21 protein-coding genes are annotated in these 26,149 nt (G+C 62.8%); 6 read left to right on the top strand and 15 right to left on the bottom strand.

Annotated features, from left to right (window positions below; translation table 11 throughout):
* Positions 1-30: 30 nt before the first annotated feature.
* Genes M1D89_RS06415 through M1D89_RS06400 form a run of 4 tightly spaced genes read right to left on the bottom strand, consistent with a single transcriptional unit; the run spans position 31 to position 3,904 of the window.
* Positions 31-672, bottom strand: a complete 642-nt coding sequence (locus M1D89_RS06415; protein WP_498650910.1) for a Poxvirus protein I5 — start codon at positions 670-672, stop codon at positions 31-33.
* Positions 673-692: 20 nt separating this feature from the next.
* The gene (locus M1D89_RS06410; RefSeq protein WP_498649051.1) at positions 693-1,619 is read right to left on the bottom strand and encodes a carbohydrate ABC transporter permease; all 927 of its coding nucleotides are present in this window, start codon (positions 1,617-1,619) and stop codon (positions 693-695) included.
* Positions 1,616-2,569 carry a carbohydrate ABC transporter permease gene (locus M1D89_RS06405; protein WP_498649049.1) on the bottom strand — a complete coding sequence of 318 codons (954 nt, stop codon included), beginning with the start codon at positions 2,567-2,569 and terminating at the stop codon, positions 1,616-1,618. The genes M1D89_RS06410 and M1D89_RS06405 overlap by 4 nt, the downstream gene beginning before the upstream one ends.
* A 48-nt stretch (positions 2,570-2,617) precedes the next feature.
* Positions 2,618-3,904: an ABC transporter substrate-binding protein gene (locus tag M1D89_RS06400; protein ID WP_498649048.1), complete on the bottom strand. Its 1,287-nt coding sequence runs from the start codon at positions 3,902-3,904 to the stop codon at positions 2,618-2,620.
* A gap of 205 nt (positions 3,905-4,109) precedes the next feature.
* On the opposite strand from M1D89_RS06400, the gene M1D89_RS06395 reads away from it, so the two are divergent.
* Positions 4,110-6,146: a beta-galactosidase gene (locus tag M1D89_RS06395; RefSeq protein WP_498649045.1), complete on the top strand. Its 2,037-nt coding sequence runs from the start codon at positions 4,110-4,112 to the stop codon at positions 6,144-6,146.
* Between the two features lie 157 nt (positions 6,147-6,303).
* On the opposite strand, the gene M1D89_RS06390 is transcribed toward M1D89_RS06395, so the two are convergent.
* The 3 genes from M1D89_RS06390 to M1D89_RS06380 all read right to left on the bottom strand — a co-directional run bounded on the left by M1D89_RS06390 (position 6,304) and on the right by M1D89_RS06380 (position 9,654).
* The gene (locus M1D89_RS06390) at positions 6,304-7,671 is read right to left on the bottom strand and encodes an ABC transporter substrate-binding protein (protein ID WP_498649043.1); all 1,368 of its coding nucleotides are present in this window, start codon (positions 7,669-7,671) and stop codon (positions 6,304-6,306) included.
* Positions 7,672-7,784: 113 nt separating this feature from the next.
* Positions 7,785-8,717, bottom strand: a complete 933-nt coding sequence (locus M1D89_RS06385; RefSeq protein WP_498649041.1) for a carbohydrate ABC transporter permease — start codon at positions 8,715-8,717, stop codon at positions 7,785-7,787.
* Positions 8,710-9,654 carry a carbohydrate ABC transporter permease gene (locus M1D89_RS06380; RefSeq protein ID WP_402935147.1) on the bottom strand — a complete coding sequence of 315 codons (945 nt, stop codon included), beginning with the start codon at positions 9,652-9,654 and terminating at the stop codon, positions 8,710-8,712. Before M1D89_RS06380 ends, M1D89_RS06385 begins: the two co-directional genes overlap by 8 nt.
* A 373-nt stretch (positions 9,655-10,027) precedes the next feature.
* Here M1D89_RS06380 and M1D89_RS06375 point away from each other — a divergent pair, with 373 nt between their 5' ends.
* Genes M1D89_RS06375 through M1D89_RS06365 form a run of 3 tightly spaced genes read left to right on the top strand, consistent with a single transcriptional unit; the run spans position 10,028 to position 14,474 of the window.
* Positions 10,028-11,305 (top strand): acetylesterase, encoded by a 1,278-nt coding sequence (locus M1D89_RS06375; RefSeq protein ID WP_498649037.1) that lies wholly within the window; start codon positions 10,028-10,030, stop codon positions 11,303-11,305.
* Complete coding sequence (locus M1D89_RS06370) at positions 11,302-13,368, top strand: DUF6807 family protein (RefSeq protein ID WP_498649036.1); 2,067 nt, start codon at positions 11,302-11,304, stop codon at positions 13,366-13,368. The genes M1D89_RS06375 and M1D89_RS06370 overlap by 4 nt, the downstream gene beginning before the upstream one ends.
* Positions 13,365-14,474 (top strand): M24 family metallopeptidase, encoded by a 1,110-nt coding sequence (locus M1D89_RS06365; protein WP_498649034.1) that lies wholly within the window; start codon positions 13,365-13,367, stop codon positions 14,472-14,474. Before M1D89_RS06370 ends, M1D89_RS06365 begins: the two co-directional genes overlap by 4 nt.
* Before the next feature lie 158 nt (positions 14,475-14,632).
* Here M1D89_RS06365 and M1D89_RS06360 read toward each other — a convergent pair whose 3' ends face one another.
* The 5 genes from M1D89_RS06360 to M1D89_RS06340 are packed head-to-tail and all read right to left on the bottom strand — an operon-like array spanning position 14,633 to position 20,566.
* A complete protein-coding gene (locus M1D89_RS06360; RefSeq protein ID WP_498649031.1) occupies positions 14,633-16,084 on the bottom strand; it encodes an aldehyde dehydrogenase (NADP(+)) in 1,452 nt (483 codons plus the stop codon).
* The gene (locus tag M1D89_RS06355; protein ID WP_498649029.1) at positions 16,065-17,219 is read right to left on the bottom strand and encodes a mandelate racemase/muconate lactonizing enzyme family protein; all 1,155 of its coding nucleotides are present in this window, start codon (positions 17,217-17,219) and stop codon (positions 16,065-16,067) included. The genes M1D89_RS06360 and M1D89_RS06355 overlap by 20 nt, the downstream gene beginning before the upstream one ends.
* Positions 17,219-18,121 (bottom strand): 5-dehydro-4-deoxyglucarate dehydratase, encoded by a 903-nt coding sequence (locus tag M1D89_RS06350; RefSeq protein WP_498649028.1) that lies wholly within the window; start codon positions 18,119-18,121, stop codon positions 17,219-17,221. Before M1D89_RS06350 ends, M1D89_RS06355 begins: the two co-directional genes overlap by 1 nt.
* Positions 18,118-19,131 (bottom strand): NAD-dependent epimerase/dehydratase family protein, encoded by a 1,014-nt coding sequence (locus tag M1D89_RS06345; RefSeq protein WP_498649027.1) that lies wholly within the window; start codon positions 19,129-19,131, stop codon positions 18,118-18,120. The genes M1D89_RS06350 and M1D89_RS06345 overlap by 4 nt, the downstream gene beginning before the upstream one ends.
* Before the next feature lie 28 nt (positions 19,132-19,159).
* The gene (locus M1D89_RS06340; RefSeq protein WP_498649025.1) at positions 19,160-20,566 is read right to left on the bottom strand and encodes a Gfo/Idh/MocA family protein; all 1,407 of its coding nucleotides are present in this window, start codon (positions 20,564-20,566) and stop codon (positions 19,160-19,162) included.
* 181 nt (positions 20,567-20,747) lie between these two features.
* On the opposite strand from M1D89_RS06340, the gene M1D89_RS06335 reads away from it, so the two are divergent.
* Positions 20,748-21,779, top strand: a complete 1,032-nt coding sequence (locus M1D89_RS06335; RefSeq protein WP_498649023.1) for a LacI family DNA-binding transcriptional regulator — start codon at positions 20,748-20,750, stop codon at positions 21,777-21,779.
* 41 nt (positions 21,780-21,820) lie between these two features.
* On the opposite strand, the gene M1D89_RS06330 is transcribed toward M1D89_RS06335, so the two are convergent.
* Positions 21,821-22,519 (bottom strand): FadR/GntR family transcriptional regulator, encoded by a 699-nt coding sequence (locus tag M1D89_RS06330; RefSeq protein ID WP_498649021.1) that lies wholly within the window; start codon positions 22,517-22,519, stop codon positions 21,821-21,823.
* A gap of 90 nt (positions 22,520-22,609) precedes the next feature.
* On the opposite strand from M1D89_RS06330, the gene M1D89_RS06325 reads away from it, so the two are divergent.
* Complete coding sequence (locus M1D89_RS06325; protein ID WP_498649018.1) at positions 22,610-23,956, top strand: alpha-hydroxy acid oxidase; 1,347 nt, start codon at positions 22,610-22,612, stop codon at positions 23,954-23,956.
* 82 nt (positions 23,957-24,038) lie between these two features.
* On the opposite strand, the gene gdhA is transcribed toward M1D89_RS06325, so the two are convergent.
* Positions 24,039-25,376, bottom strand: coding sequence for an NADP-specific glutamate dehydrogenase (gene gdhA / locus M1D89_RS06320; RefSeq protein ID WP_498649016.1), 1,338 nt, complete (start codon positions 25,374-25,376; stop codon positions 24,039-24,041).
* 207 nt (positions 25,377-25,583) lie between these two features.
* Positions 25,584-26,135, bottom strand: a complete 552-nt coding sequence (locus tag M1D89_RS06315; RefSeq protein ID WP_498649015.1) for an ArsR/SmtB family transcription factor — start codon at positions 26,133-26,135, stop codon at positions 25,584-25,586.
* Positions 26,136-26,149: the final 14 nt, after the last annotated feature.

The following is a 26,149-nucleotide window of genomic DNA, read 5'->3' as shown; positions in this document are numbered from 1 at the left end:
TCTGCTCGATTCAGCGGGTTGGGTTGGATCTCAACGGCGGGAGCGAATTTTGATGGCAGCTGCAGCCAGGACCAGGGTCCCGGGAACGATGACGAACAGTGCCTGCAGCATCCAAACGAAGACAACTGTCATAAAAACTGCGGCAAGCAACAGCAGCGAGCCGGTCCAGTCGCGCAGTACATCAGCCTTGGCTTGCGAAGAGGCAAGCGCCCACCGCTGCTGACCGGGAACCTCGGCGGGTTGCTCATCAGCATCGCCACTACAGTTGACACCGCCGCTCCAGTTGGCGGCGATCCGTAGAAAGAGCACTGCGCCCGCTGCAGCCAAAATCAGCGTAGCGGGCAGGATCACCGCCCTGCCGGGCAGTTGACCCACCAGGGCGAGCAAAAGGTTAAGGACAATCACGACGGCGGCTACCGCCGTCGTGATTCCCATCTTCCAACTGCCGGGAAGCGCACGGCGGAAATTCCCCCACAGGCTCTGGAGGGAATCGTCCCTCCCGCTGAGGTGCCTTTCCAGGTGCGCGACGCCGGCCGCATAGGCAGCCGGCGCCGTCACCAAGGGGACGGAGAGGAGGAGCACGATGACTCCCGCCAGGATGGTCTCGGCGAAGAGGGCAAAGCGGTTTACCGGAATCCCGGGATTTCCCGAAGACTTGCCTGTGGCGTTCATAGTGCTCATTCTCGTTGTCCTTAGCCCTTCAGGCCCTGCGTCGAAACGCCTTCGACGATGTAGCGCTGGAACACCAGGAAGAAGACCAGCACAGGCAGGAGCGCCAGGACGGACATGGCGATCATGGCACCGTAGTCCGAGCTCTGGGTCTGGTCGACGAAGAGCCGTAGCGCGAGGGGCAGCGGGTATTTTTCGGGGGTGTTGAGGTAGAGCAGCGGGCCCAGGAAGTCGTTCCAGCTCCAGATAAAGGAGAAAATGGAGGTGGAAATCAGGGCCGGCTTCATCAGCGGGAGCATGATGGATCCGAAGATCCGCACGTGACCTGCGCCGTCGATGCGGGCTGCTTCGTCGAGTTCAGCCGGGAGGCCGCGCATGAACTGGACCATCAGGAAGACGAAGAACGCGTCCGCGGCAAGGAACTTGCCGATCAGCAGCGGCACGTACGTGTCCACCAGGCCCAGCTGCTGGAACACGATGTACTGCGGGATGATCACCACGTGGAACGGCAGGAGCAGGGTGGCGATCATCATGCCGAAGAACAGGCCTCGGCCGGGGAAGTTGATCCGGGCGAAGGCGTAGGCGGAAATGGACGCCGAGAGGACCGTTCCCACTACGGCACCGACGGCCAGGATCAACGAGTTGGTGAAGAACGTCAGCGTGGAGACGCCGCCGATTCCTTCCATGGCCGTGACGAAGTTGTCGAAGCTGAAGTTGTTCGACCACAGCGCGTTGTTGGCGCCGCCGATCTCGGAGTTCGGTTTGAAGGACGCGGAGATCATCCAGATGGCCGGGTAGAGGACCATCGCCACCAGTGCCAAGGCAACAATGTGGAAGATGGTGCTCTTGATGCGCTTGGCCGTGGTGGATTCGGATTTGGGGTTGTACACCGGTGCCGACGCCGTGGGCTGTGCTGGCTGGTTCTGGGTGGGTGTTGCCATGGTTGTCATTTCGAATCACCGCTGTAGTGGACCCAGGACTTGGAGGTTTTGAAGAAGATCAGCGTGATGATTCCGACCACGATCACCAGGAGCCAGGCCATTGCCGAGGCGTAGCCCATCCGGAAGTCGCTGAAACCGCGCAAGTACAGGTAGAGGGTGTAGAAGAGGGTGGAACCTGCCGGGCCGCCTTCACCGTTGGAGATGATGTAGGCCGAGGCGAAGATCTGGAATGCGTGGATGGTTTCCATCAGCAGGTTGAAGAAGATCACCGGGGAAAGCATGGGCCAGGTGATGTTCATGAACTTCCGCACCGGACCGGCACCGTCCATCGAGGCTGCTTCATAGAGGTCCGCCGGGATCTGCTTGAGGCCCGCCAGGAAGATCACCATGGGGGCGCCGAACTGCCACACGGTCAGCAGGATCATCATGGGCATGGTCATGGAAGGGTTGCCCACCCAACCGCCGAGGTTGATGCCGAAGAAGGACAGGCCCTGGTCCACGGGACCGGAGTCGCCGAACATCGCCTTCCAGACGATGGCGATGGACACGGACGCGCCAATCAGGGACGGCGCGTAGAACGCGGACCGGTAGAAGCCCTGGCCCTTGCGCTTGCTGTTGAGCAACATGGCGATCGCCAAAGCGGCGGCGAGTTTCAGCGGGGTACCGAAGATGACGTAGTTCAGGGTCACGCCCACCGACTGCAGGAAACGCTCGTCCTGGAAGAGGGTGGTGTAGTTGTCCAGGCCGATCCACTTGGGAGCTTCGAAGAGGTTGTAGTTGGTAAAGGAGAGGTACAGCGAGGAAATCATCGGGCCTACGGTCAGGGCGATGAATCCCAGCAGCCAGGGCAACAGGAAGGTGTAGCCGGCGCGGGCATCCGCGCCCCGCCGCCGCGACTTACGCGGCTGCGGGGAGGCGGACGACGACGAGCGCCTGCTCAGGGTTGGGCTTTGAGTCACGAGATCAGTCCGTCAGTTGGGAAGGCCTGGATCAGACGCAGGGTCTGGTCAGGCGTTCTGCTTGATGAGGTCTTCGGCTTCCTTGAACCAGGCATCGGCTGCGCCGTCCAGGGTCAGTTTGCCGTAGTTCAGTTCGGAGCTGACCCGCTTGAAGGAGGCTTCAAGCGTGCCGAAACCGACGATGGGGGGCTCGGGGGCGTCCTTGAGGTACTTCTCGATGGACTTCTCGTAGTCCACCACCAGCTTGTCAGTGCCTTCGAAGGTGGTGCCGTCGCGCTGGGTCTTCGACGCCGGCACACCGCGGGAGGTCTTGAAGATCTGGCCAACCTCGGGATCGTTGACCATAAAGTCGATGAAGCGGGCAGCAGCATCCTTGTATTTGGTCTTGGCGCTGGCAACCATGAGCATGGATGGCTTGAGGAACAGGCCCAGGTTGTCCGGATCATCCGACGGGACCGGCACCAGCTTGAGTTCCTTCGCACCACTGTCGCCCAGGTAGCCGGCCATGAAGTTGTCCCACGTGACTTCACTGGCAGTGACATTGGAACCCATGGCGGACTTGGGGGCGAGCTGGGTGACCCGCTCTTCAGGAACGAGGGCGGGGGTGCCGCGGAGCTCGGCTGTGGTATTCCACCACTTCTTAAGGTCGTCCTTGGTAAAGCCCAGCTTGCCCTCGTCCGTGAATGCCTGGATGTTGTTCTGGCGCAGCCAGATGTTGAACATCCACCACACACCGGTGTAATCGGTGCCGCCGTAGAACGCTCCGTTGCCCTTTTGTCCTACCTCGAGCATGAACGCGTTGAACTCCTTGTAAGTCCACTGTCCATCCGGCTCGGCAACGCCCAGGCTCTGGAGCTTGGCGGGATCGTAGTAAACCGCGAAGGCGTTGGTGCTGGTGGGGATGCCGTAGGTCTTGCCTCGGATCTGCCCCGAAGGGAGGAGGGACTTATCGAAGGCGTCCGTGTTGATTTTTACGGTGCTGAGGTCAAGCAGCTGGTTCCGCTGACCGTAGTCCCGCAGGTAGGAAAGGTCCCACTGCATGACGTCCGGCAAGCCGCCACCGGCTGCCTCTGTTGCGCGCTTCTGCCAGTATCCGGCGAAGTCAGTGAAGTTGCCGTTCACCTTGATGTCCGGGTTCTTGGACTCGAACAGGGCAATCGCCTTGCGGGTACGCTCTGCTCGGTCGTCATTGCCCCACCAGGTGTAGTTGATGGTGACGGGGTTCTCCGCGGAGCCCGTCTGTCCCGCGGTCGAGGACTGGCCACAAGCGGAGAGGAACGCGGCAGATGCAGTGCCGAGAGCCACCGTGGTGAGGAATTTCCTTCTATCGATCATGAGAGCCTCCTTGCTCAGTTGGTGCAAGCTTCCGAGTTCTTTACAACGTGGCAGTGATCTCGCTTACACTCGTTCTGAATCGATACAATATCTCTAATTGGTAATCTGGGCAAGCGTTTTCCAATGAACATGTTTTTACCCAAACACTGCAGTCATAACTCCGTACCATGAGTACCAGCTCGGCCAACCTGACGAAGGAGTCCCCTTGACCTCCCCCGAAATCCCCATCAGTCCATCCGTCTGGAACAGCATCGACGGACTTGCTTATGGCGGCGATTACAACCCTGAGCAGTGGCCGGAAGACATCCGGCTCGAGGACATCGCGCTCATGAAGGAAGCCGGCGTGAACTTCCTGAGCGTCGGCATTTTCTCCTGGGGCCTCCTGGAGCCCACGGAAGGAAACTACGATTTTGGGTGGTTGGACGATGTCATGGACAACCTTCACGGGGCCGGGATCAAGGTGGCCTTGGCAACAGCCACTGCTTCTCCTCCTGCTTGGCTGGCCCGCAAGTACCCTGAGATTCTCCCCGTCACCGCGGAAGGAATCAGGCTGGAGCGGGGCTCACGACGCCACTACACGCCGTCGTCTTCCGTGTACCGCAGGTACGCCACCGCCATGACCCGCGTGCTCGCCGAACGATACAAAAATCACCCGGCCCTGGCTCTCTGGCACGTGGACAACGAGCTTGGCTGCCACGTTGGTGAGTTCCACGGCAAGGAGGACGCCGCCGCCTTCCGGGCATGGCTGGAACGGCGATACGGCTCCATCGAAGCCCTCAACGAGTCATGGGGAACCGCGTTTTGGTCGCAGCACTACGCGTCCTTCGACGAGATCATCCCACCGGGATCCGCGCCCACCACCCTCAATCCCGGGCAGCAGCTGGACTTCGCGCGCTTCAACTCCTGGGTCTTCATCGACTACTACCGCGAGTTGCTGGCCGTCATCCGCGAGGTCACGCCCAACATCCCGGCGACCACCAACTTCATGGTCTCCAGCGCCACCAAGGCCTTGGACTACTTCGATTGGTCCAAGGACATGGACGTGATCGCCAACGACCACTACCTCGTGGCCGCGGACCCGGAGCGCGAAATCGAGCTCGCTTTCAGCGCCGACCTCACGCGCGGGGTGGCTGGCGGCGAGCCGTGGATCCTCATGGAACATTCGACGTCGGCGGTCAACTGGCAGCCGCACAACCAGCCCAAGATGCCCGGCGAAATGCTCCGCAACTCGCTGACCCACGTAGCCCGCGGCGCCGATGCCGTCATGTTCTTCCAGTGGCGGCAAAGCAAGGCCGGCTCGGAGAAGTTCCACTCGGCCATGGTTCCCCACGGCGGACGGGACACCCAGGTGTGGCGGAACGTGGTGGATCTCGGTGATGCTTTGTCCAAACTGGAACCCGTCAAGGGCTCCCGTGTGGAATCCCGCGTTGCGATCGTGTTCGATTACGAAGCCTGGTGGGCCTCGGAGTTGGATTCGCACCCGAACAACTCGCTGAAATACCTCGATGCCATGCGCGCCTTCCACCGCTCCTTGTACCTGCGCGGGATCACTGCGGACTTCGTGCACCCGTCGTCTGATCTGTCCGGCTATGACCTCATTTTGGTGTGCACTTTGTACTCCGTGACGGACACCGCGGCTACCTCGATTGCTGCCGCGGCTGAGGTCGGTGCCACGGTGCTCATCAGCTACTTCAGTGGCATCGTGGACGAGCGGGACCACGTGCGGCTTGGCGGCTACCCGGGCGCCTTCCGCGAACTATTGGGGGTACGAAGCGAGGAATTCCACCCGCTCTTCCCCGGCACGTCGGTCACGTTGAGCGACGGAACAGTATTTGAACCCGGAACTGCAGGATCCGTGTGGAGCGAGCACGTACACGCAGCTGAGGGCACGGAGGTTCTCGCAACCTTCACCGGCTACCCGCTCCACGGCGTCCCGGCCCTGACCCGGCGCCCCGTCGGCACCGGTTCAGCTTGGTACCTGTCCACGCTTCCCGACGCCGATGGCATCGACTCGCTCACCGCCCGACTCGTGGAAGAAGCAGGCGTGACTGCCGTGACCGAGGTGCCTTCCGGCGTCGAACTTGTCCGGCGGCGCGCCGCTGACGGAAGCAGCTTCCTGTTCGCCATCAACCACGGCCGGGAAGACGTTACCGTGAAGGCCGACGGCGACGAACTGCTGAGCGGCGCCCGTTTCACTGGCGTCGTACCAGCCGGAGCTGTGGCCGTCATCGCGGAGGACTGATCCAAGTAAGTAACAGATCATGTCGTTCTGACGCGTCATAACGGCATGATCTGCTACCCAGTTGGGCGGGCACGCCAAATGGTGAGGCCACGAAAAAGCCGCGCCCGGGCGGATCACGAATGATTCGCCCGGGACGCGGCTTGTACTTCCTGCTGAGCTAGGCTCCGATCGCGGACTTCATTTCGTCCACGGCTTTCTTGCCCGCTTCTTCCGCCGAGAGCCTGTTGAACATGACCTCGGAGGTGTAGCGCTTGATGATTTCCTGGATGGCGCCTGCGCCCTTCGGCGGGGCTGCCGGAGCCTCCCCGAGTTCTTCCTTGATGGTGCCGATGAAGTCCACCACCTTCACGTCTGCCTTGGCCAGCTTGGGAGCGATTGCCTCGCGGACGTCCGAGTTCGGGTACACGCCACGGTCAGCAAGGAGGATCTCGCCGGCCTTGACGTTGTTGGTGAGGAAGTCGATGAACTTTGCAGTCTCTTCAGGGTGCTTGGTCCGGGAGGAAGCGGACCAGAACTGCGATGCCTTGTACCAGAGCCCGGCATCTTCGGCCTTGCCGGTCTTGGACGGGAAGCGGAGGATCTGCAGCTCACCGCCGGCAGCCTTTTCAAGTGCCGGAAGCTGGTTTGACCACCAGAACGCCATGCCGTTCTTACCCGTGGCCAGTCCGCTCTGATCCAGCGGCGCAGCTTCAGCTTCAACGATTTCCGAGGCGGTGGGTACCGCCTTGTTTTCGCTCATCTGCTTAAGGAATTCCCAGTAGCCCTTGATGTCCGTGGGCTCGAAACCAAGCTTGCCGTCCTTGGTGTAGAGCGACTTGCCGTTCTGTCGCAGCCACACGCCAAGGGAAGCTTCATCCGTGCCGTAGGCAGCTGCGCCGTACGTTCCCTTCGGGGACTTGGCGGTGACCTCGGCTGCAATCCGTTCGAAGTCTTCCCAGGTCCAGGTCTTATCGTCGGGAAGCGGGACGCCCGCAGCCTGGAAGACCGCCGGGTTGGCGAGGATGGTGGCGGCATTGATGCCCGCGGCTATGCCTGTCAGCCCGTCCTCGCCCTTGCCGGCGTTCAACGCTGCCTCGTCCAGCTTGGACGTATCGATGTCGTGCTTGGAGAGGTCCAGGAGCGCACCGCGGCTGGAGTACTCGGTGATGTACTTCTCGTCCATCTGAATGATGTCCGGAGCATCGTTGGCTGCAACCTGCGTGGCCAGCTTGTCCCAGTAGCCACTCCAGTCGCCGTACTCGGGCTTGATCTTGATGTTGGGATTCTCGGCCTCGAAGGCGGCAATTGCTTCCTGCGTCAGCTGCGCGCGCTTGTCCCCGCCCCACCATGAAAAGCGGAGCTCCACCTTGCCGTCAGCACTCTTTTGTTCTGCTCCGCCGCCGCACGCCGTGAGGGCGAGGACTGCGGCTGCTGTGGCCGCAACGAGAGCGGAGGCACGAAGCTTGCGCTTGGCCTTCGGCACTGATGCGCGGGCTTTTGAGGCAGTTGCGGGGGCGACTGCTTCACCCTTTGGATTTACCGGCACTGTTGTCTCCGATCTTCTTTGATCTCGATACGAACTGAGAAAGCGTTTTCCCGTTGCGATGATGATACAAGTCACAATCTTGTATTACAAGATCCCTACTTGTCTTACTTGTTCTATTTGATGCCGGTGGTTGCAATGCCCTTAATGAGGAACCGCTGGCCGAAGAGGAAGACCAGGAACACCGGGAGCAGGGACACAATAGACATCGCGAAGAGCGATCCCCAACTGGTTGCCGACTGTGAGTCAACGAACGCCCGAAGAGCAACAGGAACTGTGAACATGTCCGGGTCCGTGAGGTAAATCAGGGCGCCGAAGAAGTCGTTCCAAGTCCAGATGAACGTGAAGATGGTGGTGGTGGCCAGGGCCGGAACCATCAGGGGCAGTATCACCCGGAGGAAGATCCTGGGGTGGCCGGCACCATCAATGCGGGCCGCCTCATCAAGGTCTTTCGGAATGCCGCGAATGAACTGGACCATCAGGAACACGAAGAACGCGTCCGTTGCAAGAAGTTTGGGCACGATGAGCGGCCAGAACGTGTTCACCCAGCCGATCTGCGAGAACAGGATGTACTGGGGCACGATCACCACGTGGAATGGAAGCATGATGGTCAGCAGCATGATGCCGAAGAAGATCTTCTTGCCACTGAACTGCAGGCGGGCAAAGGCGTAGGCGGCCATGGAGCAGGAGATCAGGTTGCCAAGGATCGAGCCGAGGACCACGATCGCCGAGTTGACCATGTAGTGCCCGAACGGGTGCGTCAGGGCAGACCAACCATCGGTGTAGTTGCTCATCTCCAGGCTCTCCAGCCACAGGCCGGGTTCGCGGAAGATGAGGTCGTTGGGGCGAAGGGAGGAAACCACCATCCACAGCAGCGGGTAGATCATCACCCCGCCCACGATGATCAGGATGGCATGCTTGACCAGGCCCTTGATACGGGCGCTGCGGCTGAAGGCCAGGCTGCCTGGAGATTCACGGCGTCGCGGGCTCTTTCCGTCCTTCCCTGAGGAGGAACCGGAGGCGGCGGGGAGGGTCTGGAGTTTAGTCATCGTAGAACACCCAATACTTTGAAGCGATGAAGTTGATGGCGGTGAAGACGCCGATGATGACCAGCAGGAACCAGGCCATCGCTGAGGCGTAGCCCATATCAAATTGACCGAAGCCCTTTTGGTACAGGTACAGGGTGAAGAACATGGTGGAGTCGGACGGGCCGCCGTTGCCGCCGGAGACGATGAACGCCTGCGTGAACGACTGGAACGAGCCGATGATCTGAAGCACCAGGTTGAAGAAGATGATGGGGCTCAACATCGGGAGGGTGATCCGCCAGAACTGTTGCAGTGTGGTGGCGCCGTCAACCTTCGCGGCTTCGTAGTACATCACGGGAATCTGGCGAAGGCCGGCCAGGAAGATGATCATGGGGCTGCCGAAGGTCCAGACGTGCAGCAGGATGATGGAACCAAGGGCGGTATTGGGGTCCGAGATCCAACCGGGTCCCTCAATGCCAACCATCGCCAGGACCTGGTTCACCAGGCCGGTGGTGCCGAAAATCTGCTTCCAGAGGATGGCAACTGCAACCGATCCGCCCAGCAGGGACGGCAAGTAGAAAATGGAGCGGTAGAACGGCAGTCCGCGCAGCCCCTTATCCAGGACCAGGGCAATCAGCAGGGCCACACCCAGCTGGAGCGGCACACCCACCAGTACGTACGTGAACGTGACGCGGAGCGAGTTATGGAGGCGGGCATCGCCGAACATGCGGACGAAGTTATCCAGTCCCACCCATTCCGGTGGCTGCAGAAGGTTGTAGTCCGTGAAGGACAGGTACAACGACATCAGCATAGGGCCCACCGTGATGGCGACCAGGCCAATCAGCCACGGAAGGAGGAAAACGTAGGCGGCTTTGTTATCGCGGCCGTTCGCCTTCTTCTCTTCTTTGGACATGGGACCCTTGCGCCGGGTCATCGTGGAGAGTTCGCCTATAGCGCTCATTGCTTCCCCCTCGCCGGAGCGCGAACGCCTTGCGGCGTCCCCGTGCGTAGTACAGCGGCCATGTGGTCTCCTTTGGTCATCGTGGCCATCCACGGAATACAAGTGTGGTTGGTGCTTGCCGTCCAGGACGCGGCCATTGCTATGGCGCTGCCCCTTTGAAGCGCCAGGCGCAGGTCCCGGTGTTCAGCGGCTCCGTACCAAAGTAAACGTTTTCTTGACCCATGTACAGCCTTTTGCTAATTTTTGAGAAAGCGTTTTCTTGCAAAGCTGCACGAACATGTTTTCCACGCTGAAGAAACCCGGCGTGCGCTATCGCACACCCTTCCGCATCCATAAGGCAGGACACTATTGTTTCCCACTGACTACGCCTGCCATGACCGCCGTTGACATGGCAGCATCCCCCGCCCGCCCCAGCGCACTGGCTGGCTACGAAAATTGGCCGGCCTACGTCGCCCGGCACCGGCTCACCGCTGGCTCCGAGGATGCCCGGCAACTCGCTGACACACTCGGCGTGCCCGCCGTAACGCCAGACCTCGAGTACGCGGTGCTCTCCGAATCAGAGCACGACGGCGTCATCACCTCGCGTCTGCAGTGGCAGTTGGGTTTCGGGCCAAGGACGTCCGCTTGGTTCGTCAGGCCCGCCGGCGCGACCGGCCCGCTGCCCGGGTTGCTCGCCCTGCACTGCCACGGCGGGATCAAGGCCTACGGTGCTGAGCGGCTTGTGTCCCTGCCCGACGATGTGGACAAACGCGAGGGTTTGAACAACCGCGACGGCGACAACCCCGACGGCGGCGCAGTATCGGGCGAGAGGCCCGGAAGTGCCCCCGATTCTGCGTCGCTTGGGGTGCCGCCGCTGGATATCAGGGCGAAGCTCTATGGCGGCCGGGCACTTGCGACGTGGTTGGCTCAACAGGGCTTCGCCGTCCTTGCCCACGACACCTTCATGTGGGGAAGCCGCCGCTTCGGGCTCGCCCCCCTTCCTTGGCGGACCGCCAATACCATCAGCGGCCGGAACGCACTCTGGCGGGAGGCCGGCGTCGAACCTTCCGCAGCGGAACAATACAACGCAGCGGCTGCCGCCCACGAGGAAACCGTGGCGAAGGCCGCAACGCTGATCGGCACCAGTGTTGCGGGGACCGTTGCGCACGACGATCTCGCGGCATTGGGTATCCTCGCATCGCTTCCCGGCGTGGACATGGAACGGCTTGGCTGCGTGGGTTTCTCCGGCGGTGGTGGTCGGGCGATGGTGCTCGGTGCGTTGAGCCCGCTGATCCGCAGTTACGTGGTGACGTGCATGATGACCACGTTCCGTTCGCTCCTGCCCTCCTACCTTGACGCACACTCTTGGTTGCTACACACTCCCGGGCTGGCAAAGCTGGGGGATTGGCCGGATCTGGCAGTCCGCTCCAGTGCCACGGTGTTGGTCCAATATGGGCTGGCTGACCAGCTTTTCCCGGAACAGGGAATGCGCGATGCCCATCATCATCTCTTGGAGAACATGCCGGCCCGTTATACGGGGAGCTTCTGGCAGGAACCGCACGTTTTCACCCCGGCAATGCAGGACGAGGCTGCGTCCTTCCTTACCGCAAACCTGCAGCCCGGCCAACCCACCAGTACGCCCGCACCTGATTCCACTAGGACATACCAATGACACAACCCCTCACCGCCACCACAGCGGAGGGCAATGCCCGGCTCCCTCGCATCGCACTCGTGGGCGTGCACGGCTTCGGAGAACGGCACCTGGAAAACCTTGCCCGCCTGGGTGCTGACCGTGCCCTCGAACTGGTTGCTGTGGCCGATCCGCAACCCCCGGAACAGGGAACGCTCGGTCCTGACGTCGCGGTCTTCGCATCCCTTGACGAGCTCCTTGCTGCAGGAACCGCCCCTGACGTCGTCATCGTCTCCACACCTATCCAGACGCACGCACCGCTTGCCCTCGCTGCTCTCCGAGCCGGGGCCCACGTCTACTTGGAGAAGCCACCGGTGGCATCCATGGCGCAATACCAGGAGGTCATGGCCGCGGCCATGAGCGCGGGCCGCCTGGTGCAGGTAGGTTTCCAGAGCCTGGGTTCAGAGGCGCTGCCTGCGATCGCAACCTTTGTGGAATCCGGTGAAATCGGCGAAGTCCGCGGCATCAGCGCCACGGGGCAGTGGCTGCGTAGCAAAGCGTACTTCAAACGGTCCCGGTGGGCCGGAAAACGCAGCCTCAACGGGACCGATGTGATGGACGGAGTGGCCACCAACGCCTTGGCCCACGCTGTGGCTACCGGGCTACGGCTGGCTGGCGCCCGAACAGTGGCGGACGTTGAATCCGTGGATACCGACCTTTACCGGGCAAACGACACCGAAAGTGATGACACCTCCGTGGTGAGGGTCCGGATGGCAGGTGGCGCGGCGTTGACAGGCGGTACTGTCCTGACCTGCGCCTTAACGCTCTGCGCTCCTGTGCAGTCCGCGCCGTCGGTCACCATTCACGGGACGTTGGGGCAACTCACGCTCTTCTATACGGAGGACCGCCTTGAGGTCACCTCTCCACGGGGTGTCCGGACCGAGACGTTCGGACGGACTGACCTGCTGGAGAACCTGCTGGCTGCCCGCAGCGAACAGGATCTCCTCAGCCCGCTGTCCGGGGCCGGCGCTTATGTGTCGGTCCTGGAGGCCATCCGAACGGCCGATGCACCCCGGGAGATATCTTCGGACTTCATCACTTGGGAGGGCACCGGCGACGACGCCCACGCCGTGGTGCATGGCATTGAGTCGTTGATCCGCCGGGCAGCCTTCGGGCAGGCCACGTTCGCTGAGCTCGGCGCGCCTTGGACTTTGTCCGGCAGACCCGCCCTCGACGTTGACGGCACTCCCGTCGCTACTTTGCAGGACGGCACCCATATCCGGCCTACTTCGTCGCCGCGACCCTACCTCCACCCCGTACGGACGCTCGCCGGCACTGTGGTCACCGATCACATCCCCGAGGACCACGTGTGGCATCTCGGAGCAGGCGTCGCCCTCCAGGATGTGGACGGCATCAACTTCTGGGGCGGCCGCACCTTCACCCGCGACGCCGGGGCATACGTCTGGCGGAAAGACCACGGTCAGATCGTGGTTGAAGCCGCGGAGCACGCTGACGGAGAGCGGCGCGAACAGTTGAGCTGGCTCGGCCCCGACGGATCACCGGTACTCCGCGAACAGCGGGAGTGGCGCTGGGCCGCCGTCGGGAATTCAGCGTGGAAACTCGCGTTGGACTTCACGTTGGAATCGGCCACAGGGCGTCCGGTGCTGCTCGGCAGCCCCGGCTCAAACGGGCGGCCGCAAGGCGGTTACGGTGGCTTCTTCTGGCGGCTGCCGAAGGTTGGCGATGCCACCATCTGGACTCCTGATTCGAGGGGCGAGGACGCCGTGCACGGCAGCGTAGCGCCGTGGCTGGCTTGGTCCGGAACGTTCGACGCCGGAACAGCCGGCGCCTCACATGTCACCGGCGATCCGGGGCTGGGCCATCCGGCCACACTCGTGTTTCTTGCCGCGCCCCAGGCGCCTGACCCTTGGTTCGTGCGGCACTCGGGGTATCCCGGCGTCGGACTGTCCTTGGCGTGGGATGCGCCAGTGGTAACGGAACCCGGCCACCCTGTCCACCGAACGGTCACAGTGATCATTGCGGACGGTTTTTTGGCAACACAAGACATCGAACAACTCATCACTACTTTGGGGGAATCGGCATGACCACGCCTACTCAAATAACGCCGGCTCCGACTGCCGTCACTGCGCCCGGCAACGTTGCCGACCGCGCAGTAAAGCGCCAGCGGGTGCTGGACATTCTGGACGCCGCGGGCCGCGACTCGCTATTGCTCACAACCAACACGGCCCTTACCTGGTACCTGGACGGCAGCCGGGTCCATATCAGCCTGGCCGGCGACCCCATTGCGGCCCTCTTGGTGGACCGCTCAGGCGACCATTTGGTCACGTTCAACAATGAGGCCGGACGGATCGCTGCAGAGGAGTTGCCGGACGGCGTCAGCCTGGACGCGGTTCCGTGGCACGGCCAGTTGCATGCGGCCACGGCGGACTTGGCCGCTGATGGCAACCCGCTGGTGGAGGCAGCCGTCACGGCCGAACTTCGCGCAGCCCGGCAGCAGCTCCTGCCCGCGGAGACAGCCCGTTACGCCGAGCTCTCCGCCGACGCCGCGGCCGCCATGACGGATGTCCTCACGGCTGTGACACCGGAAACCACGGAATTCCAGCTCGTCTCCGAGCTGGCAGCGCGGATCGTGGCCGTGGGCGCCGAGCCGCTTGTCCTGCTCTGCAACGGTGCTTCACGCAGCCACTTCCGCCATCCACTCGCCACACATTCCCCCATCGGGCGCCGTGCCATGGCCGTAGTGTGCGCTCGCCGGAACGGTTTGGTTGCCAACGTCACCCGTTGGGTAGCGTTCGACGCCGGCACTCCCCAAGAGCTCGACGCCGAGGCTCGCATCGCCGCTGTTGAGGCGGACATTTTCCGGGCCACGGTCCCTGGTGCCCGCCTCAATGAGATCTTCGCCGAGATCAAGCTGGCCTACGCCCGTCACGGCTTCGGCGAGGACCAGTGGACGCTTCACCACCAAGGGGGACCAGCCGGCTATGCGGGCCGCGATCCCAGGGTCACCGCTGACGTCACGGATACGGTGGTGCTCAACCAGCCCTTCACATGGAACCCGTCGGGGCCGGGCGTGAAGATCGAGGACACGATGCTGCTCACGGATTCCGGCCTGCGCGTCCTGACCACTGACCGCCGTTGGCCAACCACCGAAGTGGACTGTCGCCGTCGTCCTCTGACGCTCCGCCCGTAGCGCCTTCGCCCAGCTCGAACCCATGCGAAGGGGCGGGGTCACCGCGATGGTGACCCCGCCCCTTTCGTCTGTGCTTACCCAAGTAGGTAACAGCAAACGTCGCTATGAGGGCTCATTGCGACGTTTGCTGATACCTAGTTGGGTGCGCTTTGGGGGCGTTAGCTGAGTGTCAGCACGCCGTCCACGCGCCGGGGGATTCCCAACGGGTTGGCGTCGTGCAAGGCCGGGTGCAGGACAGACTCAGGAGCATCCTGGTAAGCCATCGGACGCTGGAAGCGGCGCACCGCAGTGGCGCCCACCGAGGTGAACAAGGACGTCGTGGCCGGGTATGGGCCACCATGCTGCTGCGCCCAATTCACGGCAACACCGGTGGGCCAGCCGTCGAAGAGGACCCTGCCGGCGAGACCGCTGAGTTGCTCCACAAGCGCGGAAACGTCCTCGCCCGGCTGCGCGTGTACGGTGCCCGTCAGACTGCCCGGGACCTTCGCCAGGGCCGCGGACAGTTCCTTCTGGTTGGCGTACTCGATGAGCAGCGTGGTGGGGCCGAAGCACTCCTCCAACAACTCCTCGGGGCGTTCCAAGACGTTCGCGGCACTCGTGGAGAACACCACGGGCGCAGCGCCATCAGCCAGGCTGTCCTGCTGCACCGTTCCACTGACGACGGCGACGCCTGGCTGGTCAGCGACGTTCCGCAGCCCATCCGGGTAGGCCTCGGCGATGCGCTCTGTGAGCATGGCAGCGGTGGGCTTGTCCTTGCTGGCCTCTGCCAGGTGCGAGGCGAAATCCGTGCCGGCCGGAATGAACACGAGGCCTGGCTTGGTGCAGAACTGTCCGGCGCCCATGGTGAATGAGCCGGCCAATCCGGCGGCGAGCTGCTGTCCGCGTTCCGCGAGCGCGTCTGCCGTGATGACCACGGGGTTCAGGCTGCCGAGCTCCCCGTAGAACGGGATGGGCTCCGGCCTTGACGCGGCGAGATCGAACAAGGCGCGTCCGCCAGGGATGGAGCCCGTGAACCCGACGGCTTTGATGGCCGGGTCCTGAACCAGGGCTGTACCTGCCTCGCGGCCACTGACCAAGGCGAAGATCCCTTCGGGCGCTCCGGCCTTGGCCAAGGCTTCGCTGACGATCTGGGCGGTCCGCTCCGACAAGCGGAGGTGTCCCGAGTGAGCTTTGACGATCACCGGGCAGCCCACTGCCAGCGCGGATGCGGTGTCGCCACCGGCCACGGAGAAAGCGAACGGGAAGTTCGACGCCGAGAACACGGCTACCGGACCGATAGGACGCAGGATGCGGCGCAAGTCAGGCTTGGGCGGGGTGGAGGCAGGGTCAGCGTGGTCAATGACCGCTTCAAGGTAAGAGCCCTCGATGATCACGTTGGCGAACAACCGGAGCTGTCCACTGGTCCTTGCTACCTCGCCCGTGAGCCGGACAGTGCCCAAGCTCGTCTCGGAATCGGCGATCGCCACCAGTTCAGTGACGTTGGCGTCCAAGGCGTCGGCGACGGCGTTCAGCCAGGCGGCGCGTTCGGCGTCGGAAGCTGCTGCGGTGACCTTTGCAGCCTCGGTGGCTGCGGCCGTAATGGCTGTCAGGTCAAGAGTTGCTGTACTCAATGCGGTTTCCTTTACTCTCAGGGGCGGCGGTCTCAGTTGCGGGCAGCTGTGCCGGCTGTCCGCTGAATTCGAAGCCAAGCCCGGGACGGCCTGTGCTGCTGAGCCTGCTTCTTCCGGTGCTGTTGCTGATCCTTACGGGCGAGGGCCCGGCCAGGATGCCTAGTTGCTCGAAGGAGGCGTCTTCCACGTCCTCAACACTCACGGCGTCGGCCAGGGTGAGCGCCAGCTGCCCGGAGAGTTCCGGGAGCAGGTGGGGTGCCACCCTGATGCTGTTGGCGCGGGCCAACTCAACGATCCTGCGGAAAGGGGTAATGCCTCCCACCCGGACAATGTTGGGCTGGATGATGTCCACCGCCTCGGCTTCAATGAAGTCGCGGAACCTGTAGATGGTGTGGACGTTCTCACCGAGGGCAATGGGCACCGGTGATTGCTTACGCAGACGCCGGTAAGCCCAAAGGTCGTCAGCGCGGATGGGCTCTTCCAACCATTCCAGTCCGTACTCCCCCAAAACATCCAAAGCACGGAAGGTGTGGGCGAGGTCCCATCGCTGGTTGGCGTCAATCATGAGAAGCCGGTCCGGTCCGATGACCTGCCTGACAGCGGCAACGCGCTCGGCGTCTTCCCGGAGCTCGGGCTTGCCCACCTTGATCTTCACGGCCTGATGCCCGGCGGCCACCCATCGCTGGGCCTGCTCGACGAGCTGATCCAGTGTGTAGTGCAGGTTCACGCCGGAGCCGTACACCTCCACGGACTCCTGGCGCTGACCAAGAAGTCCCGTGACGGATATGCCTGCCTGCCGCGCTTTCAAGTCCCAAAGTGCCAGGTCAACGCCAGCCATGGCAATGGTGGTGAGGCCACCCCCACCGGCCTCGTGCAGCCGCTTCCAAACCTGGTCCCACACAATTTCCGGGTTGGCTTCCAAACCCGGAATGAACGGTGCGATGTCGTGGTCCAGGAGAGCCTTGACCGCTTGGGGACCGATGGTGGGTGTCCACGTGAAACCGTGGCCGGTGCCGCCGTCGTCCGTGGTCAGTTCCGTAACGATCACATGATTTTCGGGCGCCTCCGCACCCCAGCTGCGTAGCAGCGGAACCGTGATCAGCCGGGTTGTGAGGCCCGTGATGCGGGCCGGCATCAGCTGGCCAGCTCGTGGCCCTTGGCCAGAATGGACTTGAGCTCCAGTAGTTGTTCCTCGGAGGGGTCAACCAGGGGCGGACGGACCGGGCCCACGGGAAGGCCGGCCAAGCGCAGCCCTGCCTTGATGAGGGAAACCCCGAAGCCGGGAGTCTGGTCGCGGAGACGGACCAGCGGAGCGTAGAAACCTTCCAGCAAGGCGTGGCGGCGCTCCTCGTCTCCGGACACGTACGCGTCGTAGTAGGCCTTGGCGATTTCCGGGGCCATGGCGAATGCAGCCGAGGAGTACAGGGGAATGCCGAGGCCGCGGTAAGCGCCTTGGGTCAGTTCGGCCGTTAGCAGGCCATTGAACAGGGCAAAGTCAGTGCGGCCGCTGGCGTTGATCGCAGACACAATTTCCTGGGCAAGGCCGACGTCGCCGATTCCGTCCTTGAAGCCAACCACCTTCGGGTTGGCCGTGAGTCGGGTGATGGCCTCTGCAGTGAACTTGGCCGTGCCGCGGTGGTACACAATGACGGGAAGGCTGCTAGCGGCGGCAATGGCTTCGACGTAGGCCACAACGCCGTCGGTGGGACCGGTGACCAGGTACGGCGGGAGCACCAGGAGGGCGTCCGCGCCGGCTTCCTCGGCCACCTTCGCAGCAGCAATGGCGTGACCCAAAGGTCCACCGGCACCGGAGACTACAGGCACGGCTCCCGCGACGGCCTCGACGGCGGCAGTCACCACGGTGCGGATCTCCTCAAGTGAGAGCGCGTGGAATTCGCCCGTGCCGCACGCGGGGAACACACCGCCCGGGCCGAACGGAAGCCGGGAGGTGACGTGCTCCTTGAGCAGCGCCACGTCCACGGTGCCGTCTTCGGCGAAGGGAGTGACGGGGAAGAACAGTACGCCGTCGAAGTTCATGGTGTCTCCTTGGTTGCTCCCGCTGGAACCAGGCCGGCGGGGATCTCGTCGTTGAGTGCTGCTTGCTTGGGTGCTGCTTGTTCGCTTGCTGCTGTGTCTTCACCCTCGAAAGGCGGTGTGAGTTCGGTGCGCCAGGTTCTCTTCGGCTCCCAGCCCAGGAGTTCCCGGGCCTTGTCGATGGAAAACGCCGGGCTGGTACCCGTCAGGTTTTCAGTCAGGGGTCCGCTACCAGGCAGGAATCGCGGGAACAGCCCAGCCAAAGGTGCTGTGGCCAAAGCATCCTTAGCACCAACGAAGAACACCTCGCCGTTCGGGATGGCATCCATCTTGTGCAGCAGCACGTCCAGGAAGTCAGCTACGTCCCGCGCGTCTACATAGTTGAACAATGCAGGCGCGGAAAGTGCCGGATCCTGAAGCCGCTCACGGACTGTGTGCCCTTGCTGTGTCAGCGCCCCTTCCCACTCTTCGGGGGAAATGACGTAGCACGGGCGGAATGCCGCGTACCTGACCTTGTTGCCCTGAGCGGCAGCGAACATCTGCACGGTTTGCTCGGCAATCAGCTTGGACAGCGCGTACGCGTTCCACGGCTTGGGCGGCGTCTGCTCATTCAAGGGGAACGACGGCGGCAGCCACCCCGCCGGTGAGCCATAGCCCAGGGCGGTGGGGCTGCTTGCCGTCACAATCTTGGGGACACCGGCGTCGGTGGCCGCGCTGACCACTGCGTAGGCGAGCCGGGTGTTCGTGCTGAAAATAATATCCTCGGGCGCGCTGAAAGGCACGGCAATAGCAGCGAGGTGGATGACGGCGTCGGGCGCTGTTTCGCGGATCAGCCGCTCCGCCTCCCCTGGAGCCAACAGGTCTGCCGTGTATTGCTCGGCTCCGGGCGGCAACTGCTCCGTCGGGATAGCGTCCCGGTCCACAGAGATCACCTTGTGTCCCGCCTCGGCGAGTCCGGCCACAACGCTGCGGCCAAGCCTGCCGGAACCGCCGGTGACGAAAATCCTGCTCATGGTCTTTTCCTTGCTGGGTAGTGAATGGTCAGGCTTGGCCGCGGCTGAGATCGACGCCGAGGCCAAGTTCACTGATGCGGACGGGAAGATCAGATTCCAAGGACTTGTTTCCGGCGATACCCACCGACACGGAGCGGAGGCCGTCGATGTAGCCGGAAGGGCGGCCCAGCGGGTCGACGCCCGGGCCGTTGAAGAGGTCCGAGAGCAGCAGATTGTCTCCGCCGCCATGGCCGCCCTCGCCGTTGACGATCGGAACTTCGTAAGCAGCTTCCCAATGGCGTTGAACAACCAGGCGCTCGCCGTTCCGGCGCACCGCATCATCTTCCTCGATGGGCGTGGCGCTCGGGTCAACCACGGTCTTCTTGTCGGTGCTGGACTCGACGGCGGCGCGTTCCACCACTTCGAGTTCGGCCCGGCCTTCGGTGCCATTGACGGTGACGCGGTAGCCTTCCCACGGGCTGTGGGCGTTCAGGGAGTAGCTCAGCGTAGGGCCTCCCTGGTAGTCCACCACGAGGGCGAGGTTGTCCTCTATGGTGATGCCCCCGGTGAAAACGTCCTGGTCGCGGATGTAGCCGTCAAACTTTTCATTGTCGTAGTACAGGGCCTTCAGGCGCTCATCCTCGCGCATGTCCAGGCGGAACGGATCGTGCCCCAGACCATCAACGGTGCCGCGCTCCGGACGGTCTCCCAAGCCTCGCTCGGCAGCGTTCTTTTCACCGTAGAAGCGCAGGCCACCGGATGCGAAAACACGCTCGGGGACGTCGTTGATCCACCAGTTGACCAGGTCGAAGTGGTGGGAAGCCTTATGGATGAGCAAGCCACCGGAGTTCTTCTTTTCACGGTGCCAGCGGCGGAAGTAGTCAGCACCGTGCACGGTATCCAGAACCCAGCTGAAGTCGACGGACGTGACCTTGCCGATCACGCCGTTCTGGATGACTTCCTTGAGAGCGGTGTTGCGCGGCGAGTAACGGTAGTTGAAGGTCACCACCACGTTGCGTCCGGTCTTCGCCACGGCGTCGGTAATACGGCGGCAGCCCTGTACATCAATGGTCAAGGGCTTTTCAACTACGACGTCGGCGCCAGCCTCAAGCGCTTCAACGATGTAGTCCGCATGGGTGTAGTCGGGCGTCGTGACGATGACCCGCTCGATGCCGTTGGACTGGATGAAGCTGGTGAGCTCGCCAGGGGCAAACGAAGCCACCGGCTCAGTTCCGCCGAGTTCCTTGATCAGGTCCTGGTAGAAGTCCACGCGACCCTGGTTGACGTCCGAGAGCGCAATAAGTTCAGCGACATCCGCGTGTTGCCCGTAGATGGCCCGGATATACATCTCCGAACGGCCGCCGGTTCCAATGAGGGCTATACGGGTCCGCTTGGGGGCTTGAGTGGTCGTTTCGGCAGATTCGGTCTGGGTTTCGGCTGAGTCGACGTTGACCATGTGGGGTGCCCCTTTCAGAAAGGCAGGAGTGAACCGCTTGACGGCCCGGCTTCGTATGGGAAGAATCATGAGAAAGCGTTTTCTCAGAGCGTTATAAGCTTTGTATCAAGACTCTGGTGGTCACGTCAACCACTGCTCCAACGACGGAGCTTGCGGGAGGCGACCAATGGGAAGGGGCCACATGGCACGCAGGAACACCAACAGGCGCGTCGGCATCGCCGATGTCGCAGAGAAGGCGGGCGTCTCGCACGCCACCGTTTCACGCGTCATGAACGGTAATGCCGCCGTGGATCCCGGTATTGCCGCGAGGGTTCGAGCTGCCGCGGTTGAATTGAAATACCAACCCAATCCAGTGGGGCGCAGCCTGGCACTCGGCAAGACAGACACCATCGGAATCGTGGTTCCGGACCTGGCCAACCCCACCTTCCAAGCAATCCTCCGCGGGCTCAGCATCGCCGCCGCCCAGGACGGGTACCGCGTCCTCATTGCCGATTCCTCGGAAGTCACCAGCGAGGAAGCCATCCTTGCCGGTGAGGCCCGCCGCCGCTGCGACGGCGTGGTGCTTTGCGCTCCCCGCATGAGCGATGCCGAGCTGGAGGAGTTGGCCCCGACCCTGCATCCGCTGGTGCTGATCAACCGCACCACCATCGCCACCAATACTCCGAGCCTGAGCGTGGACTACGGGCAGGGCATCCAGGAACTGGCTCAGCACCTGGTGACTCTGGGCCACCGCCGCCTGGTGTTCCTCTCCGGCCCGGAGCACAGTGCATCCAATCGCCAACGTCTGGTGGGCTTGGACCAGTTCCGCAAGGAGCACCCGGAAATTGAGTTGCAGATGCTCCACGGCGGTTCCAACTTCGACTCCGGCCATGAGTCCACCGAGGCCATCATCGCCAGTGGTGCCACCGGAATCCTGGCATTCAACGACCTCGTGGCCATGGGGCTACTCAGCGGCCTGCATGAACGTGGAGTGCGCGTCCCGGAAGACATTTCAGTCACCGGATTCGATGACATCCCGTTCGCCAAGTACACCACTCCCCCGCTAACCACCGCGGCCGTGCCCATCAACGAGCTCGGAAGCCTGGCTTGGCGAAGGATGCGGGAACAGATCCAGCAGGCCGGCGAAGCCACCACCCAGGCGCAGGACGAGTTCTCACCCAGGATGGAGATCCGAAAGAGCACCGCGGCGCCGGCCCTCAAGCCCGCGAGTTGACACTTAATGCCAATGTTCGGCGCGAACATCGGCATTAAGTGTCAACTGGCCGAAGGGCTCGTGCCCACCCCGGCCTCCTTGTAGAAGCCCTGGATGTGGGCGGCAACAAGCTCAGCTGCTTTGCCGCCGTCGTTATTGTTCACAGCGGCGAGGATGGCACGGTGCTCGGCCCGAAGCCTGCTGCACGTCGCGTCCCAGTCGGGGAGGTTTCCGGTCAGCTGACCTGCGTAGTTCTCGATCGCGCCCCGAAGCGAGGCCATCATGGCACTGACCACTGAGTTGCCCGCCGCTTGGGCCAGCGCCACGTGAAAGCGCGCGTCAAGGGCCAGGAATGAATCAATGTCCGGGGCGGCATCCATCTGGTCCAGCAGTTCCGCAGCCTCTGCCAGTGCCGGAACGCCCACGTGAGCCCGTTCCGCAGCCCAGGATTCCAGTAGCACGCGGGTCTCCACGATGTCTGCCACGGGGAGATGCCGTGTGGCTACATGCAGCCGAAGCGTGGAGCCGAGGGCGGAACCCGGCTCGGCGATCACCACTGTCCCCGCGTCCTTGCCCGAACCCACTCCGGCCCGGACCACGCCCATGGCCTCCAGTATCCTGACAGCCTCGCGCACCGAGGTCCGGGAAACTTGAAGTTGCTCAGCCATGGCACGTTCCCCCGGGAGCCGCCCGCCCAAAGTGAGGTCTCCGTCAGACAACTGCTTCTCGATCCATTGCAGGACCAACTCATGGGTACGCATAACGGAATACTAGTTGATGTGGTCCAACCACATGGATTACAGTGTGGTTAGACCACAGTGGTAGGACCACAGAATTCAAGGGAGAACCGCATGACTGACACCATCGACCCCAAGATCACCGCCGCGCCCGCCAATGCCGGCAGCGATCAGAACGTGGCACGCACCACTCAGCCGCAGTCCGCCGTCGTGCAATCATCTGCACCTCAGCCACCTGCCCTGAAGCGCCGCGTGCCCAAGGTTTCCGATCTGGCGCCGCTGATGCAGTTCAAAAAGCCTGAATTCAGCAAAACCGCCCGGCTCAAGCGCGCCAGCACCATCTGGGAATTGCGAGACATGGCTAAGCGCCGCACTCCGCAGGCGCCCTTCGACTACACGGACGGCGCCGCAGAAGAAGAGATCACCCTCCGCCGGGCACGCCAGGCGTTCCAGGACATCGAGTTCCGTCCGGGCATCCTGCGCGACGTTTCGAGGATCGATCTCCGCACTGACATCCTTGGCAAGGAATCACGGCTTCCGTTCGGCATCGCACCCACGGGTTTCACGCGCATGATGCAGTCGGAGGGCGAATACGCGGGCTCGCAGGCCGCTGAAGCTGCAGGCATTCCCTACACCCTGTCCACCATGGGCACCGCGTCCATTGAGGACGTTGCCACCGCCGCCCCGAACGGCCGCAACTGGTTCCAGCTGTACCTATGGACGGACCGCGACCGCTCGCTTGAACTGATCGAACGCGCCGCCAAAGCCGGCAACGACACACTCATGGTCACCGTCGACACCGCAGTTGCCGGCGCCCGGCTCCGCGATGTCCGCAACGGCATGACCATCCCGCCGGCACTGACCATCAAGACCGTCCTGGACGCCTCTTACCGCCCGGCCTGGTGGTTCAATTTCCTCACTCACGAGCCGCTGACGTTTGCTTCACTCTCGCGCTACACCGGCACCGTGGCTGACCTCATCAACTCCATGTTCGACCCCACCCTGACCTACGAGGACCTTGACTGGCTCCGCGAAACCTGGAAGGGCAAGCTGGTGGTCAAGGGCATCCAGACCGTGGAAGACGCCCGCAAGGTAGTGGACCATGGCGCGGACGGCATCATTTTGTCCAACCATGGCGGCCGCCAGCTGGACCGCGCACCCATCCCCTTCCACCTGCTACCGGAGGTCACCACGGCACTTAAGGCGGACAACAGCAAGGCTGCCGTCATGCTGGATACGGGCATCATGAGCGGCGCTGACATCGTGGCAGCCCTGGCTTTGGGCGCGGACTTTGCGCTGATCGGTCGCGCGTACCTCTACGGCCTGATGGCCGGTGGACGCGAAGGCGTGGACCGCACCATCCAGATCCTCGAGAAGGACATGACCCGCACAATGGCACTCCTGGGCGTCAGCAAGGTAGCGGACCTGAACCCGGACCACGTGCGGCTGCTCCAGCACTAAAGTCACCCAAGTAGGTAGCAGCAGAGGCCGTTTTGAACGCTCAAAACGGCCTCTACTGCTACCCAGTTGGGTTTATGGAGTGCTAGATCAGGCCCTGGGCCAGCATTGCGTCGGCCACCTTGACGAAGCCGCCGATGTTGGCGCCCACCACGTAGTTTCCGGGCGCTCCGTATTCGTCGGCTGTCTCGGCGCAGCGGTCATGGATTCCCACCATGATCTCGGTGAGGCGCTGTTCCGTGTGCTCGAAGGACCAGGAGTCGCGGCTCGCGTTCTGTTGCATTTCCAGCGCAGAGGTAGCAACACCACCGGCGTTCGCAGCCTTGCCCGGCCCGAACAGGATCCCGGCTTCCTGGAAGACTGACACGGCTGAACGGGTGGAGGGCATGTTGGCACCTTCAGCCACTGCGATCAGGCCATTGCTGACCAGCTTGCCCGCGGCCTCGCCGTCGAGTTCGTTCTGCGTTGCGCAAGGCAAGGCCACGGTCCCATTGACGTCCCACACGGAACCGCCTGAAACGTGGTTTGCTCCCGGCCGACGTGCGGCGTACTCCGTCAGGCGGCCGCGCTCCACTTCCTTGATCCGGCTCAAAAGCGCGACGTCGATCCCGGCCTCATCCACGATGTAGCCCGCCGAGTCCGAACAAGCCACAACCGTTGCACCCAAGGCCTGGGCCTTGGCGATCGCGTGGATGGCGACGTTGCCCGAACCGGAGACCACAACGCGCTGCCCGTCGAAGGACTGCCCACGGGTCTTGAGCATCTCCTGCGCGAAGATCACCGTGCCGTAACCGGTGGCCTCGGGACGAACCAGGGAGCCGCCCCACGAGATGCCCTTGCCTGTGAGGACGCCGGATTCGTAGCGATTGGTGATGCGCTTGTACTGGCCGAAGAGGTAGCCGATCTCGCGGCCGCCCACGCCGATGTCGCCGGCCGGGACATCGGTGTACTCACCGATGTGGCGGTACAGCTCAGTCATGAAGGACTGGCAGAAGCGCATGATTTCGGCGTCGGAACGTCCGCGGGGATCGAAGTCCGAGCCGCCCTTGCCGCCGCCAATGGGCATGCCGGTGAGCGCATTCTTGAAGATCTGTTCGAAGCCGAGGAACTTCACGATTCCCAGATACACCGACGGGTGGAATCGAAGTCCGCCCTTGTAGGGGCCTAGTGCGGAGTTGAACTCCACCCGGAAACCACGGTTTACGTGGACGCGGCCGGCATCGTCGGTCCAAGGAACGCGGAAGATGATCTGGCGCTCGGGCTCGCACAGGCGTTCAAGAACAGCGCCCTCAAGGAATTCAGGATGACGATCATGAACAGGACCAAGGCTTTCGAAGACCTCAGTGACGGCCTGGTGGAATTCCTTCTCTCCCGGGTTCCGCGCCAACACAGTGTCGCGGACTGCTTCGAGCCTTGAATCCATGCGTCTTCCTATCCTCAGTGCGCCGGCCAGCGGCGAGACGGTCAGTCCCGCTCATGGTTGCACCGAGGGACATAGGATCTCCATCCCGAGGCAATGTGACCCGGGTCAAGGAGTTAACACAAGTGTAGAAAATCGTTGAAATCTCAAGGAAACAAGAGGTTAACGAAAACTCACAATGTGAGAAGGATCACGTTAAGTCGAGGCTGACTATCGCTTTCGCCCGAACTTGGGAAGGTTGGGCAGGTTCGGCAGGTTCGCCAAGAGATCAGCGGCCTTAGTGGCAGCACGGCCGACGGTACGGCCGATCTGCTGAGGCACAGTGTCGTCCGACGCCGGATCCAACGTGACCGGAGTTCCGCTGGCATGAACCTTCACAGCCTGGCCGATGGCGTCGGTGCGGGTAGCCGGGGCCTCCGGCGAGGAGACAACAACCGCGTCGGCAGGGGGTTCAGCGGCGGGTGCCGCCTCGGAAGGTGCGACGACGGCGGGCGCCGGAGTGCCGACGTCGAACGTCTCCAGCCAGCTGGCGACGCCGGCGAGCGGCTTGGGATTCAGCGCGTAGAAGCGCTTCTGGCCCTGGGCACGCATACTGACGAGGTCCGCCTCGCGGAGCACTTTCAAATGCTTGGAGATGGTGGGCTGGCTCGCAGCCAGTTCTTCCACCAGTTCGCCTACAGCTTTATCCCCAGAGCGGAGGGAGACCAGGATGTCGCGCCTGGTTGCCTCAGCTATGACGGCAAATACGTCGTCAGTCACCATGCCTCCCACCCTAG

Source organism: Arthrobacter sp. D3-18 (genome assembly GCF_054408525.1).
This window is presented reverse-complemented; position numbering and strand designations above follow the sequence as displayed.